General features: G+C 74.7%; 19 protein-coding genes. 7 read left to right on the top strand and 12 right to left on the bottom strand.

Features of this window, described 5'->3' with window-relative positions; genetic code table 11:
• Positions 1-19: 19 nt before the first annotated feature.
• Positions 20-1,081, top strand: coding sequence for an enoyl-CoA hydratase/isomerase family protein (locus DSM112329_RS20730; RefSeq protein WP_354698459.1), 1,062 nt, complete (start codon positions 20-22; stop codon positions 1,079-1,081).
• A gap of 92 nt (positions 1,082-1,173) precedes the next feature.
• Here DSM112329_RS20730 and DSM112329_RS20725 read toward each other — a convergent pair whose 3' ends face one another.
• From DSM112329_RS20725 to DSM112329_RS20700, 6 genes are all read right to left on the bottom strand, one after another.
• On the bottom strand, positions 1,174-1,569 hold the full coding sequence (locus tag DSM112329_RS20725; RefSeq protein ID WP_354698458.1) for a hypothetical protein: 396 nt from the start codon (positions 1,567-1,569) through the stop codon (positions 1,174-1,176).
• A complete protein-coding gene (locus DSM112329_RS20720; protein ID WP_354702511.1) occupies positions 1,566-3,953 on the bottom strand; it encodes an AAA family ATPase in 2,388 nt (795 codons plus the stop codon). The genes DSM112329_RS20725 and DSM112329_RS20720 overlap by 4 nt, the downstream gene beginning before the upstream one ends.
• 81 nt (positions 3,954-4,034) lie before the next feature.
• Complete coding sequence (locus DSM112329_RS20715; RefSeq protein ID WP_354698457.1) at positions 4,035-4,457, bottom strand: hypothetical protein; 423 nt, start codon at positions 4,455-4,457, stop codon at positions 4,035-4,037.
• Between the two features lie 94 nt (positions 4,458-4,551).
• Positions 4,552-4,737 (bottom strand): hypothetical protein, encoded by a 186-nt coding sequence (locus tag DSM112329_RS20710; RefSeq protein WP_354698456.1) that lies wholly within the window; start codon positions 4,735-4,737, stop codon positions 4,552-4,554.
• Between the two features lie 115 nt (positions 4,738-4,852).
• A complete protein-coding gene (locus tag DSM112329_RS20705) occupies positions 4,853-5,977 on the bottom strand; it encodes an SDR family oxidoreductase (RefSeq protein WP_354698455.1) in 1,125 nt (374 codons plus the stop codon).
• A gap of 120 nt (positions 5,978-6,097) precedes the next feature.
• The gene (locus DSM112329_RS20700) at positions 6,098-7,135 is read right to left on the bottom strand and encodes a peptidoglycan-binding protein (RefSeq protein ID WP_354698454.1); all 1,038 of its coding nucleotides are present in this window, start codon (positions 7,133-7,135) and stop codon (positions 6,098-6,100) included.
• A 152-nt stretch (positions 7,136-7,287) separates the two neighbouring features.
• Between DSM112329_RS20700 and DSM112329_RS20695 the strand changes: the two genes are divergently transcribed.
• The 3 genes from DSM112329_RS20695 to DSM112329_RS20685 all read left to right on the top strand — a co-directional run bounded on the left by DSM112329_RS20695 (position 7,288) and on the right by DSM112329_RS20685 (position 10,717).
• Positions 7,288-7,698, top strand: a complete 411-nt coding sequence (locus DSM112329_RS20695) for a hypothetical protein (protein WP_354698453.1) — start codon at positions 7,288-7,290, stop codon at positions 7,696-7,698.
• A gap of 94 nt (positions 7,699-7,792) precedes the next feature.
• Positions 7,793-9,478, top strand: a complete 1,686-nt coding sequence (locus DSM112329_RS20690) for a hypothetical protein (RefSeq protein ID WP_354698452.1) — start codon at positions 7,793-7,795, stop codon at positions 9,476-9,478.
• A 51-nt stretch (positions 9,479-9,529) separates the two neighbouring features.
• Positions 9,530-10,717: a low temperature requirement protein A gene (locus tag DSM112329_RS20685; protein WP_354698451.1), complete on the top strand. Its 1,188-nt coding sequence runs from the start codon at positions 9,530-9,532 to the stop codon at positions 10,715-10,717.
• Positions 10,718-10,729: 12 nt separating this feature from the next.
• On the opposite strand, the gene DSM112329_RS20680 is transcribed toward DSM112329_RS20685, so the two are convergent.
• Positions 10,730-11,026 carry a hypothetical protein gene (locus tag DSM112329_RS20680; protein WP_354698450.1) on the bottom strand — a complete coding sequence of 99 codons (297 nt, stop codon included), beginning with the start codon at positions 11,024-11,026 and terminating at the stop codon, positions 10,730-10,732.
• 54 nt (positions 11,027-11,080) lie between these two features.
• Between DSM112329_RS20680 and DSM112329_RS20675 the strand changes: the two genes are divergently transcribed.
• The gene (locus tag DSM112329_RS20675; RefSeq protein ID WP_354698449.1) at positions 11,081-12,115 is read left to right on the top strand and encodes a zinc-dependent alcohol dehydrogenase family protein; all 1,035 of its coding nucleotides are present in this window, start codon (positions 11,081-11,083) and stop codon (positions 12,113-12,115) included.
• A 15-nt stretch (positions 12,116-12,130) separates the two neighbouring features.
• On the opposite strand, the gene DSM112329_RS20670 is transcribed toward DSM112329_RS20675, so the two are convergent.
• Positions 12,131-12,373: a DUF6411 family protein gene (locus DSM112329_RS20670; protein WP_354698448.1), complete on the bottom strand. Its 243-nt coding sequence runs from the start codon at positions 12,371-12,373 to the stop codon at positions 12,131-12,133.
• A gap of 26 nt (positions 12,374-12,399) precedes the next feature.
• On the opposite strand from DSM112329_RS20670, the gene DSM112329_RS20665 reads away from it, so the two are divergent.
• The gene (locus tag DSM112329_RS20665; protein ID WP_354698447.1) at positions 12,400-13,149 is read left to right on the top strand and encodes a class I SAM-dependent methyltransferase; all 750 of its coding nucleotides are present in this window, start codon (positions 12,400-12,402) and stop codon (positions 13,147-13,149) included.
• Positions 13,146-14,537 carry a hypothetical protein gene (locus DSM112329_RS20660; protein WP_354698446.1) on the top strand — a complete coding sequence of 464 codons (1,392 nt, stop codon included), beginning with the start codon at positions 13,146-13,148 and terminating at the stop codon, positions 14,535-14,537. The genes DSM112329_RS20665 and DSM112329_RS20660 overlap by 4 nt, the downstream gene beginning before the upstream one ends.
• Here DSM112329_RS20660 and DSM112329_RS20655 read toward each other — a convergent pair.
• The 4 genes from DSM112329_RS20655 to DSM112329_RS20640 are packed head-to-tail and all read right to left on the bottom strand — an operon-like array spanning position 14,464 to position 18,304.
• Entirely contained in the window at positions 14,464-15,405 is a 942-nt protein-coding gene (locus DSM112329_RS20655; RefSeq protein WP_354698445.1) for a glycosyltransferase, read from the bottom strand. The genes DSM112329_RS20660 and DSM112329_RS20655 overlap by 74 nt on opposite strands.
• 15 nt (positions 15,406-15,420) lie before the next feature.
• A complete protein-coding gene (locus tag DSM112329_RS20650; protein WP_354698444.1) occupies positions 15,421-16,152 on the bottom strand; it encodes a class I SAM-dependent methyltransferase in 732 nt (243 codons plus the stop codon).
• Positions 16,149-17,204 carry a GNAT family N-acetyltransferase gene (locus tag DSM112329_RS20645; protein WP_354698443.1) on the bottom strand — a complete coding sequence of 352 codons (1,056 nt, stop codon included), beginning with the start codon at positions 17,202-17,204 and terminating at the stop codon, positions 16,149-16,151. The genes DSM112329_RS20650 and DSM112329_RS20645 overlap by 4 nt, the downstream gene beginning before the upstream one ends.
• Complete coding sequence (locus DSM112329_RS20640; RefSeq protein WP_354702510.1) at positions 17,201-18,304, bottom strand: DegT/DnrJ/EryC1/StrS family aminotransferase; 1,104 nt, start codon at positions 18,302-18,304, stop codon at positions 17,201-17,203. The genes DSM112329_RS20645 and DSM112329_RS20640 overlap by 4 nt, the downstream gene beginning before the upstream one ends.
• Positions 18,305-18,353: the final 49 nt, after the last annotated feature.

The raw sequence follows: 18,353 nt of genomic DNA, 5'->3' as shown, positions 1-18,353 counted from the left end.
GGGGATCTACGATGGGCGCGTGACCGACGCCGAACGCCCCGTCCTCGTGAGCACCGACGGCCGCCTGGGCCGCATCACGCTCAACCGCCCGCGGGCCATCAACGCGCTGACGCTGGAGATGATCCGGCTGATCGACGAGGCGCTCACGGCGTGGGAGGGGGACGACGCGGTCGCCTGCGTCCTGCTCGACGGCGCGGGCGAGCGCGGCCTGTGCGCCGGCGGCGACGTCATCCTGATGCGCGACTCCGCGCTGGCGACCGACCGCACGCCGGTGATGGACTTCTGGCGCGAGGAGTACCGGCTGAACGCGCGCATCGCGAGCTACGGCAAGCCGATCGTGGCGGTGCTGGACGGCGTCGTCATGGGCGGCGGCGTCGGGCTCGCCGCCCACGCCAGCCACGCCGTCGTCACCGAGCGCGTGCGCTTCGCGATGCCGGAGGTCGGCATCGGCTTCACGCCGGACGTCGGCGGGACGTTCCTGCTCTCGCGGGCGCCGGGCGAGCTGGGGACGCACCTCGCCCTGACCGGTGCGAGCGTGGGCGCGGGCGATGTCCTGGCGTGCGGATTCGCGCGGAGCTTCCTCGCCGCCGAGGAGGTCGACGAGGTCGCGGCTGCGCTGGTCACCGGGGCCGACGTCCCGACCGTCCTGACCGCGGCGAGCATGCGCAGCGGGGAGATCCCCGGGTCGACGCTCGAGGAGGGCCGGGACTGGATCGACGAGTGCTACGCCGGCGACGACGCGGCCCAGATCGTGGCGCGGCTGCGCGAGCGGCCCGAGACCGGTGCGCACGCCGCCGCGGACCTGGTCGAGCGCCAGTCGCCGACGTCGGTCGCCGTCACGCTGGCGGCGCTGCGGCGCGCGGCGGCGCTGGACTCGCTCGAGGAGTGCCTTGAGCACGAGTGGGCGACGTCGCTCGCGTTCCTGGACACGCCGGACTTCGTCGAGGGCATCCGCGCGGCGGTCGTCGACAAGGACCGCAGCCCCACCTGGTCGCCGCCGGCGCTGGCGACCGTCCCGCAGGCCGAGATCGCGCGGCACCTGGGCCCGCTGCCGGACGGGGTCCCGCCGCTGTTCGGGTAGCACCTTTCGCCGCCCGGCCGCGGGCGCCCGATGCGCCACCGGGCGCCACATCGGTACCTGGCGGCACATCGACCGCGCTTATCGGCCCCAGCTCAGGACGCCGGCGCCGCGCCCCTGACCTTCGCGACGACCGCCTCGCCCACCAGCAGGCGGAAGTCCTCTGCCGTCTGGACGTGCGCGCGCAGCTCGTCCGCCGTCAGGCCGACCTCGTAGCCGCGGTGGTGGCAGGCCTCTGACAGCGCGGCCCACGAGTACTCCGCGGCCGGGACGACCGGGCTGCGGCCGAGGTAGGACGGCAGCGCCAGCCACTGCTCGGACCGGGTCGCGTGCCGCATCGCCGGCACGTGGTGGGTCCAGTAGGCCGAGAGCGTCGTCTCGATCCCCTGCCGCGTGAGCACGGCGGCGCCGCGCGGCCACACGGACGTGGTGGCCGGCTCGGGGTCGTCGATCATCGACCGCGCGGACGCGAGCAGCGCCGCGACGTTCACGGCGTCTCCATCAGCGCGTGCACGAGCCGGCTCGTGCGTTCCTGCAGCTGCAGGGTGGAGCCGGGATGCGCTTCGTGGACGGCCTGGTTCAGGGCGCTCACGAGCATCGGCCCGTCGGCCCCGGCGCGGGTGCGCAGGACGTCCGTCAGGCCCTCGTGGGTCGTGGCGTCCCCGAGCAGCGCCAGCGCGAGGTGGTCGCGCAGGGTCCGCGCATCTGCGAGGGCATCGTCCGCCGCGCTCGCGTGCAGTCCGTCCGTCACGACGCGGCGGCGGACCAGCTCGGCGCACGCCGCCTCGATCGCGCCGCGGCACAGCGTGGGGACCACGCGCTGGCGGACCTCGTCGGGGATCCGCTCGGTGAGCGCCATGTGCCTCGCGTCCTTCAGGTGCCGCAGCAGCGGGGTCTGCGACGTCGCGACGCTCACCTGCGAGCGGCTGCGGCGGTTCACCTGCAGGACGGTGGCCGGCAGCCGCAGGCGGCGGATCGCCTCCGGCAGCCGGTCGTCGTGCGTGAAGACGACCACCTGCCGGGCGCGCGCGTTGCGGCTCAGCACGCGGGCGAGCCCGTCGACCTTCGCCGGGTCCATCGACTGCACCGGGTCGTCGATGACCGCGAAGCGAAACGGCGACTCGTCGAGGCCGGCCCGCGGGAGGAACACCGACACGCTCAGGGCGAGCAGCTCACCCTGGGACATCACCCCGAGCGCGTTCGCCGTCTCCCCGTCGGCCCGCACGTCGAACGTCGCCTCGCGCCGCCGCCCGACGCTGCGCAGCGTGATGTCGTGCAGCTCGACGTTCGAGTCGTGCCGCAGGACCTCCCAGTTCGCGACCGCCTGCTGCGCGATCGGCGCGAAGCGGGCGTTGCGCAGCGTGTCGGCCTCCGCCTTGAGCCACTTCTCGGCCGCCTGGAGCGCCGTGTGGCGCGGCGCGAGGGGCTGGACGCGTGCGGCGAGCTCGAGCCACGCGCCGGCGGCGTCGGCGACCGCGCGCCAGGCGCCGTCCTGCGCGTCGAGCCGCGCGCGCGCCTCGTCGGCGGCTGCGCGGATCGCGGCGGCGGCGGCCAGCACGGCGGCGGGGCGGGCGGTCGCGTCGTCCCCTGCCGCGGCGCCGGGACCCGCGGGCGCAGCGTCCCCGGCGGCCGCCGGGAGGAGGCGAGCGGCCAGCGCCTGCCACTCCCGCGCGGCGGCCTCGGCGGCGCGGGTCGCGGACTGGAGCTCGGCGGCCTGGGCGCGCAGGGCCTGGACCGCGCCGGCGGCCTGGTCGGCCCACGCCGGGTCGAGCACGCCGACCGTGCCGCAGACCGGGCAGTCGTCCGTCAGGCGCGACGGGTCGCGGATCGCCAGCGCACGGGCCAGCAGGTCCGCGGTCGCGAGGTCGCGCGCCGCGGAGGTCGTCGCGGCCTTCCGTGCCGCCCGGGCGGTGCGGGCGACGGCCGCGTGGGCCGCGGTGATCGCCTCGTCGTCCGGGACGGACTGCGCCGCGACCCGGCGCAGCTCCGCCGTCTCGGGGCCGGAGGCGGCCGGGACGTCGGCCGCGCGGGCGGCGTCGAGGTGCGCCCGCACCGCGTCTGCATCGGGCCGGCGGACGGCCAGCAGGTCACCGAGCTCGGCCTGGCGGGGGTCGCCGGGGTCGAGGCGCGCGACGAGCGTGTCGGCCTGGGCCTTGAGCGCCTTGACCTCGGCGGCGATCGCGAGCCGCTCCTGCGCGAGGCGCTCCTGGACGCCGTCCACGTCCTCCAGGCCGAGGATGGGGGAGAGCGCCGCCGGCAGGCTCGTCAGCTTGTCGAACATCGACGCGAGCTCCGCGTAGGACAGGAACGGGCGGAAGCTCCCCAGCGCCGCGTCCCAGCCGCGGGCGGCGAGCGCGCCGGCGACCGGGCCGCGGCCGGACGCGTCGGTGTAGGCGACGCCGGGCTCCCACGTCTGCTCGAGGACGACCATGTCCGCGTCGCCGGCGACCACGAACTCGGCCCGCAGCCGCGTGGGCCCGTCGTGGTGCAGGCACTGCCAGGTGCTGGTCCAGCCCTTCGTCCGATCCTCCCAGCGCTTCGTGACGCCGGTGGTCAGCAGCTCCAGGCCCTCGGCGAACGACGACTTCCCGCTGCCGTTGCGTCCCACGACGATCGTCAGCCCCGGCTGGGCGTCGAGCGCGAGCGTCGCCGGCGGGCCGATGCCGCGGAAGCCCTCGACCGAGATGGACCTCAGGTAGACCTCTCGCGCCGGTCCTCGGAGGGTCGCGGGGCTCGGGCCCGCCGCATCCTCCGGGCCCTCCGGTGGCGCGGTCGCCGGCGGCCCCGCGGCCTCGACGACCGCGTCCTGCGCCGCCGCCGGCAGGTCCGAGGCGGCGAGGCGCTCGAGCAGCAGGGCGTGCAGCGTCGGGTCCATGGCGGTCACGTCCCGGACTCTAAGCCCGGATCGAGGCTGGGCCCGGCTGCCGGGCAGGACGCGCTGAGGGCGCGCCGCGGATCAGGAGGGGTCGTCGACCTCGAACCACGCACGGGCGCCGGGGTGCTCGGAGGCGATGCCCCAACGGCGGGCCATGCGCGCGACGATCTTCAGCCCGAGCCCGCTCGGCGTGCCGTGGCGGTGGATCTCGGTCGGGCCGGCGGTGAGCCGGCCGTCTGCGTCCGGCTCGTCCTGCGTCGCGGCGGCGGCGGAGCTGCACACGGTCACGCGCAGGCCGTGGTCGACGGGCTCGGTGTGGATGGTGATCGTGTCGGTCGGCCGCAGGTCCTCGTCCGACAGCGTGGTCGTGACGAGCTCGCTGACCAGGAGGGCGACGACGCGTGCGGTGTCCGGGTCCTCGACGTCGGCGCTGATGCGCTGGCGGGCAGCGGCGACGGACTGGGGGACGGCGGGGAAGGCGGCGACGCGGGACGAGGTGATCATCACGGTGCTGATGCCCCGTGGGCGCAGCCGTCGAACCCCCGGTGGACGATCGGCGCGGCGGGCGACCGAACGGCCGCCCGCGTCTTGTCCTGCGTCAGGCGGCGAGCTCGTCGGGCAGGTCGAGCGCGTCGACGGCGGCCCAGGCGTCACGGGCGGACGCGAACGTGCCGACCGACTCGGGGCCCTGCAGGCCGAGGGCGTGCAGCGTGATGCTGCGGTCCGTGCCGCGCGAGATCGCAAGGACGGGCGTGGCGGGTGCGGCGGTGTCGATCGTGTGCATCAGAAGCCTTTCTCAGAAGATCAGGGCCTCTCCTCGACAGTCATGATGGCGCGTCCCCGCGCCGTTGTGTGTGAGCGCGGTCACAGGACGGAACGAGCGTTTCGAAGGTCGATTCCTAAATGGCAGACACGGCGTCCGGCTGGACCCCCGCGGCGGCCCGCGTGCAGCCGGTCTTGCCCCACCGCGCCGCCACCGCGTAGCCGACGATCCGGTCGAAGTAGTCGGCCAGCGGCGGGCACGTGATGCCCGCCGGCTCCAGCAGCGCCCGCGCCCGCGTGGCGTCGAAGTGGCTGAGCACGTCGAAGTACGGGATGAAGACCCCGGCCTCGTGGCCCGAGCCGTCGACGTCCCCGGCCGCGATCGGCGGCGCGACTGCCGGCCGGTCGCAGCCGAACGCGGCGCAGCCCATGTCCATCAGCTCGCCGATCTGCGTGGCCGCCGGGCCTGCGGTGAGGTGGTAGGTCCCCGAGACGGGCTCGTCGGTCACGGTGAGGTACGCGATGGCGTCGGCGACGAAGTCGACCGGGACGACGTCCACGAGCCCATCCGGGTCGGCCGGGACCGTCGCGCCGAGCATCCCGCGGGAGAGCGCGCGCAGCGGCCAGTACAGCACGTTGAAGGCGGGCGTCCAGCCGGTCTGCGAGTCCCCGACCACGATGCTCGGGCGGGCGATGACCGCGGGTAGGCCGGCGGCCGCCGCCTCCCGGACGAGGACCTCCGCCTCGCGCTTGGTCTGCTCGTACGTGTTGCGCGGCGCGCCGGTGACGGGGGAGCCGGACTCGTGCACGTCGCCGGCGTGGCGGCCGGCCACGTAGGCGGTCGACACGTGGACGTAGCGGCGCAGGCGACCGGCGGCGTGCAGCGCCCGCGCGACGCCGAGCACGTGCGCCGTCCCGTCGACGTTCACCGCGCGGGCCTCGTCGAGCGGCAGGTCGAAGCGGATCGAGGCGGCCCCGTGCACGATCCGGGTGACGCGATCGGCCACCAGGCTCGCAGCGGCGGGGCCCAGGCCGAGGCCCGGCTGCTCGAGGTTCCCGGCGACCGCGATGAGGCGGTCATCGGCAGCGGCGGGGACGTCGTCGCCGTAGAGCGTGGTCAGCGTGTCGTGCAGGCGGCGGGCGGCGTGGGCGTCGTCGTCGGCCCGGATCACGCAGACCACGTCGGCCGTGTCGGCCTGCACCGCGCGGGCCACGAACTCCATGCCGAGGAAGCCGGTGGCGCCGGTCAGGAGGATCGTCATGGCCTTCAGGACACCAGCCCGGTGCGCAGATCGGGAGCACACGCCGGTGATGTCCCCCCGCTTGTGGGGTGGACGCGCGGGCCGGTTCGGCCTGGCCATCCGGGCCGGGCGGCCAGGCCCTCAGCGTGCGGTCCAGGCGTCGAGATCGGGCTGCGGGTCCCGCGGGCTGCCGCCGGTGTACCAGCCCGGCGCCGTCCAGATCTCGAAGTGCAGGTGGCAGCCGTCGGCGTTGCCGGTCTCGCCGACCTGGCCGATCGCGGTCCCGGCGGGCACGCGGTCGCCGACGTCGACCGTGGCCCGCCGGCGCAGGTGCATGAGGACCAGGTCCTCGCCGCTGCCGACGGCGCGCAGGACGACGTAGTGCCCCGCATCCGCCTCGCTCGCGACGCGGCGGACCTTCGCGTCGACGGGCGCGACGAGCCGCGTGCCGCAGTCCGCGAAGACATCCACGCCCTGATGGCGTCCGCCACGCTCGCCGAACGCGGTGCCGGCGGCGCCGTACCGGTGGGGCCCGTCGATCGGGAACCGGCCGGATGCCGCGCCTGCGGGCGCGTCCGCGGGCGGGAGCGTGCTGCCGAGCGCCTGCATCGCCGCGGTGGCCACGGCGAGGAAGCCCTGCGCCTGGGCGCGGGTGAGGCGGCCGTCGGCGCGCTGCCCGGTGCGCCGTTGGACGACCTTCACCGCGGCCTCGGTGCCGGCGCCGTAGCGGCCGTCGACCGGCGTCTGGAGCCCGAGCGCGACCAGCAGCTGCTGCAGGCGGCGCACGTCCTTCCCGCTCGCGCCGCGGCGGAGGGCACGCCCCCCGAGGGGCAGGGTCCCGGCGCGGGCCCGCATCCCGCGGGCCTGCCCGGGCGAGACGCGGCCGTCGGCCGGAAGGCCGGTCCGGCGCTCGTACCGCCGGACGGCCCTGAGCGTCGCGGGGCCGAAGCGCCCGTCGACGCCGACCGCCAGGTCCAGGCGGCGCAGCGTGCGCTGCAGCTCGCGGACATCGGGCCCGGTGGCGCCGCGCTGCAGCGTGCGATCACCGAGGCGGGACGCCGCGGCAGCAGGCCCCGCGAGGGCGCCGAGCGCGAGGAGCGCGGTGAGGAGCAGACCGGCGGCGGTCAGGGGCGCGCGGGGGCGCGGGGCGGGCGGACGTGGTGATCGCTGCGTGGGCACCTGGCGTTCCTGACACGCGGCGGGGCGCAGGGTTGTCCTGCCGGGCCGCAGGAGCATTGTGCGCGAGCGCACGGACGATGCCGGCCCGGCGGCCCACGGCCCCTGGTCCGCCCCGGTACGATCGCCGTTCCCCAACTGCCACGGGAGGCAGAATGAGACGACAGTTCCGCAGCGGCCTCGTCATCGCCGCACTGGCGGTCGCCGGTGCCGGCTTCACGACCCAGGCCCACGCGCAGGCCGTCGACCAGGCTGCCTGCGACACCGCGACGGCCACGGTCGTGAAGGACCAGACCAACGTCACGCGCGACACCAAGTCGGTGAAGAACGCGACCACCGCCCTGAAGAAGGCGAAGACCGCGGACAAGAAGGCCGCGACCGCGGTGAAGAAGGCGAAGACCGCGAAGCAGAAGAGCAAGGCCAAGAAGGCCAGGACCGCGTCCAAGAAGAAGGTCACGGCCGCCGACAAGAAGCTCAAGAGCATGAGGACCAAGCTGGAGAAGTCCACGGCCAAGCTGGCCGTCGACAAGGAGAGCGCCCAGCAGCTCTGCACGCCGGGCTACTGAGCGCCCGCGCACGTCACTGCAGCGCCGCGGTGCGCCCTGGCCGTCAGGCCCGGCGGCGCACCGCGTGCCGGTGTGTCGGTACCGTGGCCCGCTGATGCGCTCCCTGGTCCGCCCGCGGCTCCTCGCCGCCCTCACCCTGACGTTCGCCGCGGCGCTGCCCGCGGCGGCGCCCGCGGCCGTCACCCAGGAGTCGATGCTCCAGGACGACAACTCGCTGATCTTCAACACCCCGAGCGGGACGGCGAAGACCCTCGACGCGATCGCCGAGCTGGGCATCGATCGCATCCGCGTGTCGATCTTCTGGGCGACCGTCGCCCCGAAGTCCACCTCGCAGGAGCGTCCGGCGTTCAACGCGACGAACCCGGCCGCCTACCCGAACGGGTCGTGGGACCGGTACGACCAGGTCGTCCGCCTCGCCAAGGCGCGCGGCATCGCCATCAACTTCAACATCACCTCGCCGGCACCGCTGTGGGCGACCGGGGACGACTCGCCGCGCGAGGACATCACCAACACCTGGAAGCCGGACACCAGCGAGTTCGCCGACTTCGTGCAGGCGGTCGGGACCCGGTACTCCGGGACCTACGGCGCCCCCGGCGGCAGCTTCCCGAACCCGGCCCCGCCGCCGCTCTGCGAGCTGGCGAGCAACTGCCCCGCACCGGAGCCCCAGCCCCCCGTCCTGGAGGACGGGCCGCTCCCGCGCGTCGACTACTACACGATCTGGAACGAGCCGAACCAGCCCGGCTGGCTGACGCCCCAGTGGGAGGCGCGGCCGGACGGCCAGCCCGGCTTCGTCGAAGCCGCACCGCGGATCTACCGCGGCCTGGTCGACGCCGCCTACCGCGGCCTGGCCGCGTCCGGGCACGGCCAGGACACCTTCCTCGTGGGCGAGACCGCGCCGAAGGGACTGAACGTGCAGGGGACGACGCGCGCGATCAAGCCGCTGCGTTTCCTGCGTCAGGTCTACTGCCTCGACGACGCGATGCAGCCGCTCCGGGGCGCCGAGGCCGCCGCCCGCGACTGTCCGCAGGACGACGCCGGCACCGCCGCTTTCGCGGACGCCCATCCGGGGCTGTTCGCGGCGACCGGCTACGCCCATCACCCGTACGAGCTGAGCGCCTCGCCGTACAAGCGGCCGACGGACCCGGACTACGTCACGATCGCCAACCTGCCGAAGCTCACGCTCGCGCTGCGCAACACCTTCAAGGTCTACGGCCGGCCGAACGGCCTGCCGCTGTACCTGACCGAGTTCGGCTGGAACACGAACCCGCCGAACCCGCTCGGCGTGAGCCTCAGCCAGCAGGCCGCGTACCTGAACCAGTCGCAGTACATCGCGCAGAACAACCCGAGCGTCCGGGTCATCACGCAGTTCCTGCTGCGCGACGACGCGCCGCGGCCGGGACGCAACGGCGTGACGGTCGGCTACGGCGCCACCTTCCAGACCGGGCTGCAGTACCTGAACGGGAAGCGCAAGCCGTCGTTCCAGGCCTACCAGCTGTCCCTGCACATGCCGTCGGCGACCGTGAAGCGCGGCGGGACGCTGCTGGTCTGGGGGCTCGTGCGGCCGGCGTCCAAGCTCGGTCGCCAGCAGGTCTCGATCCAGCAGCGGCGCGCGAACGGCAGCTACAAGACGCTCAGGCGCGTGAAGACGAACCCCGGGCGCGGCATCCTGTCCACGCGCGTGAAGGTGACGACGAGCGGGCGGCTGCGGCTGGCCTGGCGCGATCCGCGGAACAAGGTCGTCGTCCACAGCCGCACCATCCCGGTCATCGCCAAGCGCTGAGGACGCGGCTCGTCGACGGGCCGGCCGTCCGTGCGGGACAATGCCCCGCGCATGAGCACGCCATCCCGCCGTTCCGCGTCGATCACCGCGACGCTCCGCTCCGAGGACGAGTCGAGCGTGAAGTCGCTCGAGCTGTTCTTCGACCTCGTCCTCGTCCTCGCGCTGACGCAGTGCACCGCGCTGATGGCGCACGAGCCCACCTGGGAGGGGCTCGCGAAGGGCATGCTGATCCTGGGCGTGATCTGGTGGGCGTGGGTCGGCTACGCCTGGCTCACCAGCGTGATCGACCCGGAGGAGGGGGCGGTCCGCATCGCGATCTTCACCGCCATGGCGGCACTGCTCGTGATCGCGCTGTGCATCGAGGAGGCGTTCGACGACGACGCCCTGATCTTCGCGATCGGCTACCTCTTCGTCCGGGCGATGCACATCGTGCTGTTCGTGATCGCCAGCCGCGACGAGCCCGAGCTGCGGAAGTCCGTCGTCGGCCTCGGGGTGAGCACGGCGATCGGGTGCGGGCTGATCCTCGGTGCGGCGTTCTGCGACGGCGAGGTCCAGGGCGCGCTGTGGGCCGCCGCCCTGCTGCTCGACGCCGGGGGCCCGAGCTTCTTCGGCATCGACGGCTGGAAGGTGATCCCCGGCCACTTCGCCGAGCGCCACGGCCTGATGATCATCATCGCGCTGGGCGAGTCGATCGTCGCGATCGGCATCGGCGCCGAGGGCCTGGACGTCGACGCGGGCGTCGTGCTGGCGGCGACGCTCGGGATGGTGGTGGTCGGCGCGCTGTGGTGGCTGTACTTCGACGTCGTCGCCCTCGTGGCCGAGCGGCGGCTGCACAACGCCGCCCCGGGCCGCGAGCGCAACGCGATCGCCCGCGACTCGTTCTCCTACCTGCACTTCCCGATGATCGCCGGCATCGTGCTGCTCGCCCTCGGGCTGAAGAAGACGCTCGGGCACGTCGAGGACCCGCTCGACATCGTCCCGGCGGCGGCGCTCCTCGGCGGCGTCGCGATGTACCTGCTGGCGCACGTCGCGTTCCGGCTGCGGAACGTCGGCCGCTTCAGCACCCACCGCGTGCTGACCGCGCTCGCGCTGCTCGGCTTCCTGCCGGTCGCCGAGCACATCCACGCCGTCGCGCTCGTCGGCATCGTCGCCACGCTGCTCGTGGCGCTGATCATCTACGAGACGATCCGGTTCGCCGACCTGCGCGAGAAGATGCGCCACGAGCTGCGCCACCCCTGAGCGCGGCCCGGCTCAGCCCTCCTCGGCCTCGCCGGCGATCAGCTGCTGGAGGATCTGGGGGAGGACGTCGTAGAAGGCCTCCTCGAGCTCGTCGGGGACGCTCAGGGTCACGCCCTGGAAGTGGAAGTGGTCGCCGTGGATGTGCAGGTGCGTCTCCACCGAAGCGCCCGCGAGGACGAAGAACGGCAGGTAGGAGAAATACTCCAGGGCTTCGAACTCCTCCGGGTCCAGCCCGGTCTCCACCAGGATCTTCCAGAAGCGGTCCTCGTAGTCGGAGTCGTCGACCGTGATGTAGGCGAGCTTTTTCATGTCACGTAGTGTGGCGATCGCCGCGCGGCGGGTGCCCGTTGGTAGGTTCGGCCCATGCGCGCAACAGTGATGTACGGGGCCGGCGACGTCCGGATCGACGAGGTCCCGGATGCGACGATCAAGCACCCGACGGACGCCCTGGTGCGGGTGACGCGGGCCTGCATCTGCGGCAGCGACCTGTGGCCCTACAAGTCCATGGCGGCGTCCGATGCGGGTGCGCGGATGGGGCACGAGTTCATCGGCGTGGTCGAGGCGGTCGGCGCCGACGTGACCACGGTCAAGGCCGGCGACGTCGTGGTCGCCCCGTTCGCCTACTCGGACGGCAGCTGCCAGTTCTGCGACGAGGGCCTGCAGACCTCGTGCGTCAACGGCGGCTTCTGGGGCTCGGGCGACGTCGACGGCGGCCAGGGCGAGGCGGTGCGGATCCCGCACGCGGACGGGACGCTGGTCGTCCTGCCGGTCGGCGAGGACGACGCGCTGATGCCGTCGCTGCTGACGCTGTCCGACGTCTTCGCGACGGGCCACCACGCGGCTCTCGGTGCGGCGGTCGCGCCGGGCCGCATCGTCGCCGTCGTCGGCGACGGAGCCGTGGGCCTGTGCGGCGTCATGGCGGCCAAGCGCCTGGGCGCCGAGCAGATCATCATCCTGGGCCGTCACGAGAGCCGGACCGACCTCGCGCGTGAGTTCGGCGCCACCGACGTGGTCGCCGAGCGCGGCAGGGAGGCCGTGGCCCGGGTGCGCGAGCTCACCGGCGGGTTCGGCGCGCACAGCGTCCTGGAGTGCGTCGGAATGGAGGACAGCTTCTTCACAGCGGTCAAGATCGCGCGGCCCGGCGGCGCGGTCGGCCGCGTCGGCGTCCCGCAGACCCCGGGCATCCCCGGCAACCGCGAGGCGTTCCGCGCGAACATCACCGTCAGCGGCGGCGTCGCCCCGGCGCGTGCGTACATCGAGGAGCTGCTGCCCGACATCCTCGAGGGTCGCCTGAACCCCGGCCTCGTCTTCGACGCCACGGTCGACCTGGACGGCGTGCCCGGCGGCTACAAGGCGATGGACGACCGCGAGGCGATCAAGGTGCTCGTCAAGCCCTGACCGAGCGGGTCCCGCTCAGAGCGGGGACTTGCCGCGCGCCTTGCGGCCCTTCCCGGCGCTCTTGTTCGCGGCCCTGTTCGAGTTGTCGAACGGCTTGCGCAGCAGGCGCCCGAGCGGCCCCGGGGCGCTCCCGGCCGCGTTGCCGGCGGCGCCGAGCGTCTTCGACACGCCGCGCTGCGGGTGCTTGGACAGCCGCGGGAGCAGGAACGCCAGGACGGCGAGTACGACGCAGATGACGATGACAGCGGCTATGACCATTCGCTCTGCATGCCCCGCCGGTCAGCGTGCCAACCACGCTCAAGGCCGCCGGCCCGCCGCCGACGACGGTGGGCACCATGGACTACGCCGCGATCTACGACCCCGACACGGACGTCGACCGTCACTACACGCGCGCGACCGGGCGGCGGATCCGGCGCTGGTTCCGCCCCGGCGACCGCGTCCTCGAGTTCGGCTGCGCGACCGGCCTGATGACCGCGCTCTTCGCCGAGCGGGACGTCAGGATCCACGCGCTCGAGCGGTCCCCGGAGTACGTCGCCCGGGCGCAGGCGCGGGCCCTGCCGCAGACGACGGTCCACGAGGGGTCGATCCTCGAGTGGACGCCGCCGGGTCGCTTCGAGCACGTCGTCGCGACGAACATCGTGGGCGAGCTCGACGACCCCGGGGCCTTCCTGGTCCACTGCCGTGAGCACCTGGCGCCCGGCGGCCTGCTGCACCTGACCGCCAACAACCCGCGGTCGCTGCACCGGCTGGTCGCCCGCGAGATGGGCCTGCTGGACGACCTCGGCGCCGTGTCGGAGCGGGGCGCCCGCTACGCGTCGTCGCCGCTGCTGAGCGCCGAGGACATCGAGACGCTGGCGCGGGCGGCGGGGCTGATCTGCCTCCACCGCAGCGGGGTGGTCGTCAAGCCGCTCACCAACGGGCAGCTCGCCGAGCTGCCGGACGCTGTCATCGACGGCCTGGATGCGCTCACCCGGGAGCTGCCGGGCCACGGCGCGCTGAACCTGTTCATCTTCGCCGCGGAGGACGCCCGATGACCCGGCCCCTCGTCGTCGTCGGCGGCACGATCGCCGCGCTCGTCGCCGCTGACGGTGCTGCGGCCGCGGGTCGCGAGGTCGTCCTGCTGCTGCCCCGTCAGGGCGTCGGCGGCGGCTTTGCCCCGCTGACCCCCGACGGCCGGCGGCTCGACCGCGGCCTGCGCGCGCTCGAGCTCCATTACGAGGGCACCGGGTCGCCGCCGCCGCTGGAGGACTACGACGCCGCGGGTGCCGGGCACCGGCCGTACGCGCAGCAGATCGCGGCGTTCATCCGGGAGCTCGCCGGCCCGGGCCTCGTGGAGCTGGGCCGTCCCCGGCTGTGGCTCCGGGGCCGGCTCGGCGAGGAGCTGCTCACCACCTGCGACCTGACCGGGCTGCTCGGCTACCTGACCGCGGCCCAGGCCGAGACGATCGCGCGGCAGACCGCCCACGGCGGCGCCGGGCTGCTCGACGGGGCCCGCCGGCACGGCCTCGGGGACCTCGACCTCGGTGCCGCGTCGCGCGAGCAGCACGGCGCGCTGTTCCACGACCTCGTCATCGCCCCGCTCGCCGCGAAGCTGCGACCGGGCGGGACGGACGACGTCCCGGCCGCGCTGCGCCGCAAGCTGTGGCTGCCGCTCTTCCATCCCCAGACCCTGCACGAGGCAGCGACCGGCGCGCCGCCGGCGTTCCGGCCCGAGCGCCCCTTCCACGGCATCGAGCCCGGCGGCACCGGGGAGCTCATCGCCCGGCTGACGGCCCGGCTGCAGGCCTCGCCCCGGGTCGCGGTCCGCCGGACGGACGGCATCGAGCGGATCGAGCGCGGCCGCAGCGGAGCGGTGCTCATCACGCCCCGGCGCAGCCTGCCGGTGCACGCCGCCGAGCCGATCCTGGCGCTGGCTCCGGGCGAGCTCTTCGCCGCCTGCGGCGTCCCGTACGCGCCGGAGCGGGAGACCTCGACGCTCGCCTGGGTGGAGGTCGCCGAGGACGACGTCCTGACGCTGCCGTCGTTCGTCCACGTCGTCGATAGCGACGTGCGGGTCTTCCGGCTCTCCCGCGGCGAGCGCCGCGACGGGCGCATCACGGTCTGCGCCGAGCTCGCGCACGACGTCCCGAAGGCGTTTGCCGCCAGCACGGCCGCGGCCGCGCTCACGCGGCTCGGGCTGATCCGCGCGGGGGCCTCCGTCCGGCCGATCACCGCGTTCGCGGGCCCGACGTTCACGGCGCCGACGTTCGCCAACCGGGCACGCTTCGGCGAGGCCCGCGCCGCCTACGACGCGCTCGGGCTCGACGCGCAGGCGATCGGCGGGGTGGAGGCCTTCGGTGCCGACTCCCTCAACGAGCAGCTGGTGCAGGGGCTGCGGGCGGCGCAGCTTGCAGCGCACCGGCCCGCTGCAGCAGCGGCCTGAGCGACGTCGTCAGCTCGTCGAGCAGATCGGGGTGGCCGGTGGCGGCCTGCAGTCCGCCGCCGGCGACCTGCGCGGCACGGACCAGGGCGGCCAGCTCCTGGCCGGGGGCCGCGAGGTAGCCCAGCTCGCGCGCGGCCAGGCCCAGCGTGGCCCACTCGATGCAGCCCGCGACGATGACGCGCTCGCTCTGCGAGGACTGGGCCGCGTGCTGGCGGAACGCGCTCAGCTCGCGCGGGCAGTAGAACGCCTGCCGGCCGGTCAGCAGCTTCAGCCACAGCGCGATGTCCCCGTTGGCGCGGTACTCGCGGCCGCCGAGGTGCCAGAGGTCGGCCGGTGCGACGACGCCCGCGCGGTAGAGGGCGGTCGTCACCTCGCCGACGAGGTTCGCCGTGCCGCCCAGCATCGCGTCGCCCAGGCTCGTGCCGTCCAGGACGGCGTCGGCCTGCGTGAGCGCAGCGGTCCACGGCTGGTCGGGCAGCGCGTCGCCGGCGGCGTCGATCAGCCGCCGCTTGGAGGTCGCGAGGACCGTGCGCTCGTCGGCCAGCAGCGGCGCCAGCAACGTGGCGACGCAGTCGGCCGCGAGCAGGTCGTCCTGCAGCAGCGGCTTCACGAACGGGCCGAGCGCGGCCTCGTGCAGGCGGACCTGGTTCTGCGGCGCGCCCACGTTCGCGCCGAGCGGAGGCAGGACGCGCACCCGCGGGTCACGCGCGGCGTAGGCGTCCGCGAGCGCGCGGGTTCCGTCCGTGGAGCAGTCGTCGCCGACCAGGACCTCGAGCTCGCGGTGGGTCTGCGCGAGGGCGCTGTCCAGCGCGGCGGCGAGGAAGCGCTCGCCGTTGTACGTCGGGATCAGGACCGAGACGAGGGGCATGGCGGTCGTCCGGCCCTAGGCCCGGACGGCGCGCACGCCGATGTTGGCCAGCAGGTCGGGCGCGAGCTCCGGGCTGACGTCGACGAGCGCGGCGTGGAGGTCCATCGGCCAGTCGCCCATCATCCCGTTGGGGACGGTCTTCAGCTGGTAGCCGAACTCCTCCTCGACGTGGAAGCTGGCCTGCGCGAGGTCGGACCACAGCGTCGCCAGGTCGTAGACGCGCTGGTGGCCGACGAGGTGGTCGCGGGCGCTCAGCGTGTCGAGCGCCGGCTGCAGGCCCATGCGGACCGCGAGGCGACGGTGGAGCGACCGCGCGTTCGGAACCATCACGACGATCGCGCCCCCGGGCGCGAGCCAGTTGTGGACCAGGCGGAACAGCGCCACCGGGTCGTCGACGTGCTCGGCGATGTGGAGCGCCAGGACGGCGTCATACGGCCGCTCGGGGACGAACTCCTCGAACAGCGCCTCGTGCACAGTCAGTCCGGGGTGGGCGGCGCGTGCGACGGCGCAGAGCTTCGGTGCGCCCTCGAGGACCTCGATCGGCACGTCGCGCGCGAGCAGCTCGGCGGTCATGAGCCCGGTGCCGAACCCCATCTCGAGGACGCGCGCCGCGCCGTGCAGGGCGGCCACCGTCCGGTCCGCGGACCGTCGCTGGCCGAGCTCCTCGATCGGGACGTCGGCGACTGCGGCGTTCAGGTAGTAGGTGTCGGCGTAGTCGTCGAGGGCCTGTGCGGTCAGGGCGGTCATGGTCGGGGGAGCTCCTTGACGAGGGTCAGGCGGGGGGTCGTGGTGGCCAGCACGCTCTGCTTGAACTGGTGCAGGCCGGGATTCGCGGCGAGGCCGCCGCCGTGGTGCAGGACCGGCTCCGGGTCGTTCGAGATCCCCAGGTCGACGGTGCGCAGGCCCGCGGCGAGCGCGGCCTCGACGATGCGGTAGGCCAGCAGGTTCATGGGCGACCGCTCGCGGCCGTGGTCCGGGGCATCGCCCCAGGCGACGACGAGGTCGCAGCCGGGACGGACGCGATACACGAGGGCGGCGGCAACCGTCCGGCCCGCCGCATCGTCCACCAGCTCGTGGAGCCGGACCGCGTGCGCGGGCAGTGCGTCGCGGGCACGCAGGACGTAGTCCACCGGCAGCGCGAGGCGGCGGCCCTTCGCCGCCCGGTTGGCCGCGAGCACCGCGTGGCCGCGGGCCCAGTCGGCGTCCGTCTCCGCGGTCGCGAAGCGCAGCTCGGGGCCCAGGAGCCGCCGCAGCGCACGGCGCGCGGGGGAGCGCAGCCCGGCGAGGTAGTCGTCCGGGCCGGCGATGCCGGTCACATCGATGTGCTGGTTCAGCTCGCACCGCTCGACGGCGAAGCCGCGGTTCAGCAGCGTGAACGCGATCAGGCCCTCGCTCTCGCCGAGCGCCGCGGGCGGCAGGCGGACGCGGACAGCCCGCGCCCCGAGGCGCTCCAGCTGTGCGAGCGCGCCGTCGACGAGGCGGGCGACGTTCTCCGGGGTCTCCCGGTCGCGGGCCAGGTCGAAGCCGCCGTACGGCGCGCTGTGGCCGCTGACGAACGTGCCACCCGTCAGGACACCGCCGAGCGCGCCGATGGTCCGGCCGTCGTCGGGGCCGGCGACCGCAAGGCTCAGCGCACGTTGGCCGGGCTGCAGGTTCAGCGCGTGGAACGCCGGAAGGTTGAACAGGGTGGCGCCGGGGAGGTGCGCGTCGACCGCCGCGTCCAGGCCCGGGGCGCCGCCGCGGGTGGTTCCGCAGGCCTCCCGAGGGCCGGCCGTCGGGGCGTGTGGTCCGGCGCTCATCCGAGGAAGGCCTCGACGGCGTCGCACACCCGGTCGGCGTCGGCTGCCGTCAGGTGCGGTCCGATCGGCAGCGACAGGACCTCGCGGGCCAGCGCGTCCGCGACGGGGAACCGCGGCCCGCCGCCGGCGCCCGCGTAGGCCGCCTGCCGGTGCGGCGGGATCGGGTAGTGCACGAGCGTCTGGATGCCGCGACCGGCCAGGTGGGCCTGCAGGGCGTCCCGCGCGGGGTGGCGGACGACGAACAGGTGGTGCACGTGGGTGCCCCACGTGGTCTGCGCCAGCGGGAGGTCGCCGAGGCGCGCGCGGTACCGGGCGGCGACGGTCGCACGCCTCGCGTTCGCCGTCTCCAGGTGGCCGAGCTTGACCGTCAGCGCGGCGGCCTGCAGCTCGTCCAGCCGCGAGTTCGTGCCGGCGAGCTCGTGGACGTACTTCTCACGCGACCCGTAGTTGCGCAGCATGCGCAGCCGGCCGGCGAGCGCGTCGTCGTCGGTCGTCACGGCGCCGCCGTCGCCCAGCGCGCCGAGGTTCTTCCCGGGGTAGAACGACCACGCCGTCGCGTCCGCCAGCCCGCCGACCGGCCGGCCGCGGTGCTCGGCGCCGTGGGCCTGCGCCGCGTCGTCGATCAGCACCAGCCCGTGGCGGTCGGCCAGGGCCTGCAGCCGCGTGAGGTCGGCGGTCTGCCCGTAGAGGTGGACCGGGAGCAGCGCCCGGGTCCGCGGGGTGATCGCGGCGGCGACGGCGTCCGGGTCGACCAGGCCGGTCGTCGGGTCAGCGTCGGCGCCGACCGGTGTCGCGCCGCAGCGGGTGACCGCCAGCCAGGTCGCGACGAACGTGTGCGCGGGGACGACGACCTCATCGCCGGGGCCGATGCCGGCCGCCCACAGCGCCAGGACCAGCGCGTCCAGGCCGGAGCCGACGCCGACGCAGTGGCGGGCGTCGACCCGTGCGGCCCAGGCCCGTTCGAAGCGCTCGAGCTCGGGACCCAGGATGAAGTGCCCGCTCGCGAGGACCCGGGCCAGCGCCGCCTGCAGCTCGGCGGCGTGCTCGGCGGTGATCGCGCGCAGGTCGAGGAACGGGACGCCGGCGGCCGGGGCGGCGATCGCCGCCGGCGGCAGGGCGAGGGCCGGCGGGTGAGCGACGTCGGTCTGG

Source organism: Paraconexibacter sp. AEG42_29 (genome assembly GCF_040581415.1).
GTDB lineage: Bacteria > Actinomycetota > Thermoleophilia > Solirubrobacterales > Solirubrobacteraceae > Paraconexibacter.
This window is presented reverse-complemented; position numbering and strand designations above follow the sequence as displayed.

Coding starts and splice junctions, on each gene's coding strand:
- DSM112329_RS20710 (WP_354698456.1), bottom strand. CDS start 4,737: ATGCACACGATCGACACCGCCGCACCCGCCACGCCCGTCCTTGCGATC.
- DSM112329_RS20720 (WP_354702511.1), bottom strand. CDS start 3,953: ATGGACCCGACGCTGCACGCCCTGCTGCTCGAGCGCCTCGCCGCCTCG.
- DSM112329_RS20690 (WP_354698452.1), top strand. CDS start 7,793: ATGCGCTCCCTGGTCCGCCCGCGGCTCCTCGCCGCCCTCACCCTGACG.
- DSM112329_RS20680 (WP_354698450.1), bottom strand. CDS start 11,026: ATGAAAAAGCTCGCCTACATCACGGTCGACGACTCCGACTACGAGGAC.
- DSM112329_RS20715 (WP_354698457.1), bottom strand. CDS start 4,457: ATGATCACCTCGTCCCGCGTCGCCGCCTTCCCCGCCGTCCCCCAGTCC.
- DSM112329_RS20685 (WP_354698451.1), top strand. CDS start 9,530: ATGAGCACGCCATCCCGCCGTTCCGCGTCGATCACCGCGACGCTCCGC.
- DSM112329_RS20670 (WP_354698448.1), bottom strand. CDS start 12,373: ATGGTCATAGCCGCTGTCATCGTCATCTGCGTCGTACTCGCCGTCCTG.
- DSM112329_RS20695 (WP_354698453.1), top strand. CDS start 7,288: ATGAGACGACAGTTCCGCAGCGGCCTCGTCATCGCCGCACTGGCGGTC.
- DSM112329_RS20645 (WP_354698443.1), bottom strand. CDS start 17,204: ATGAGCGCCGGACCACACGCCCCGACGGCCGGCCCTCGGGAGGCCTGC.
- DSM112329_RS20705 (WP_354698455.1), bottom strand. CDS start 5,977: ATGACGATCCTCCTGACCGGCGCCACCGGCTTCCTCGGCATGGAGTTC.
- DSM112329_RS20650 (WP_354698444.1), bottom strand. CDS start 16,152: ATGACCGCCCTGACCGCACAGGCCCTCGACGACTACGCCGACACCTAC.
- DSM112329_RS20660 (WP_354698446.1), top strand. CDS start 13,146: ATGACCCGGCCCCTCGTCGTCGTCGGCGGCACGATCGCCGCGCTCGTC.
- DSM112329_RS20655 (WP_354698445.1), bottom strand. CDS start 15,405: ATGCCCCTCGTCTCGGTCCTGATCCCGACGTACAACGGCGAGCGCTTC.
- DSM112329_RS20675 (WP_354698449.1), top strand. CDS start 11,081: ATGCGCGCAACAGTGATGTACGGGGCCGGCGACGTCCGGATCGACGAG.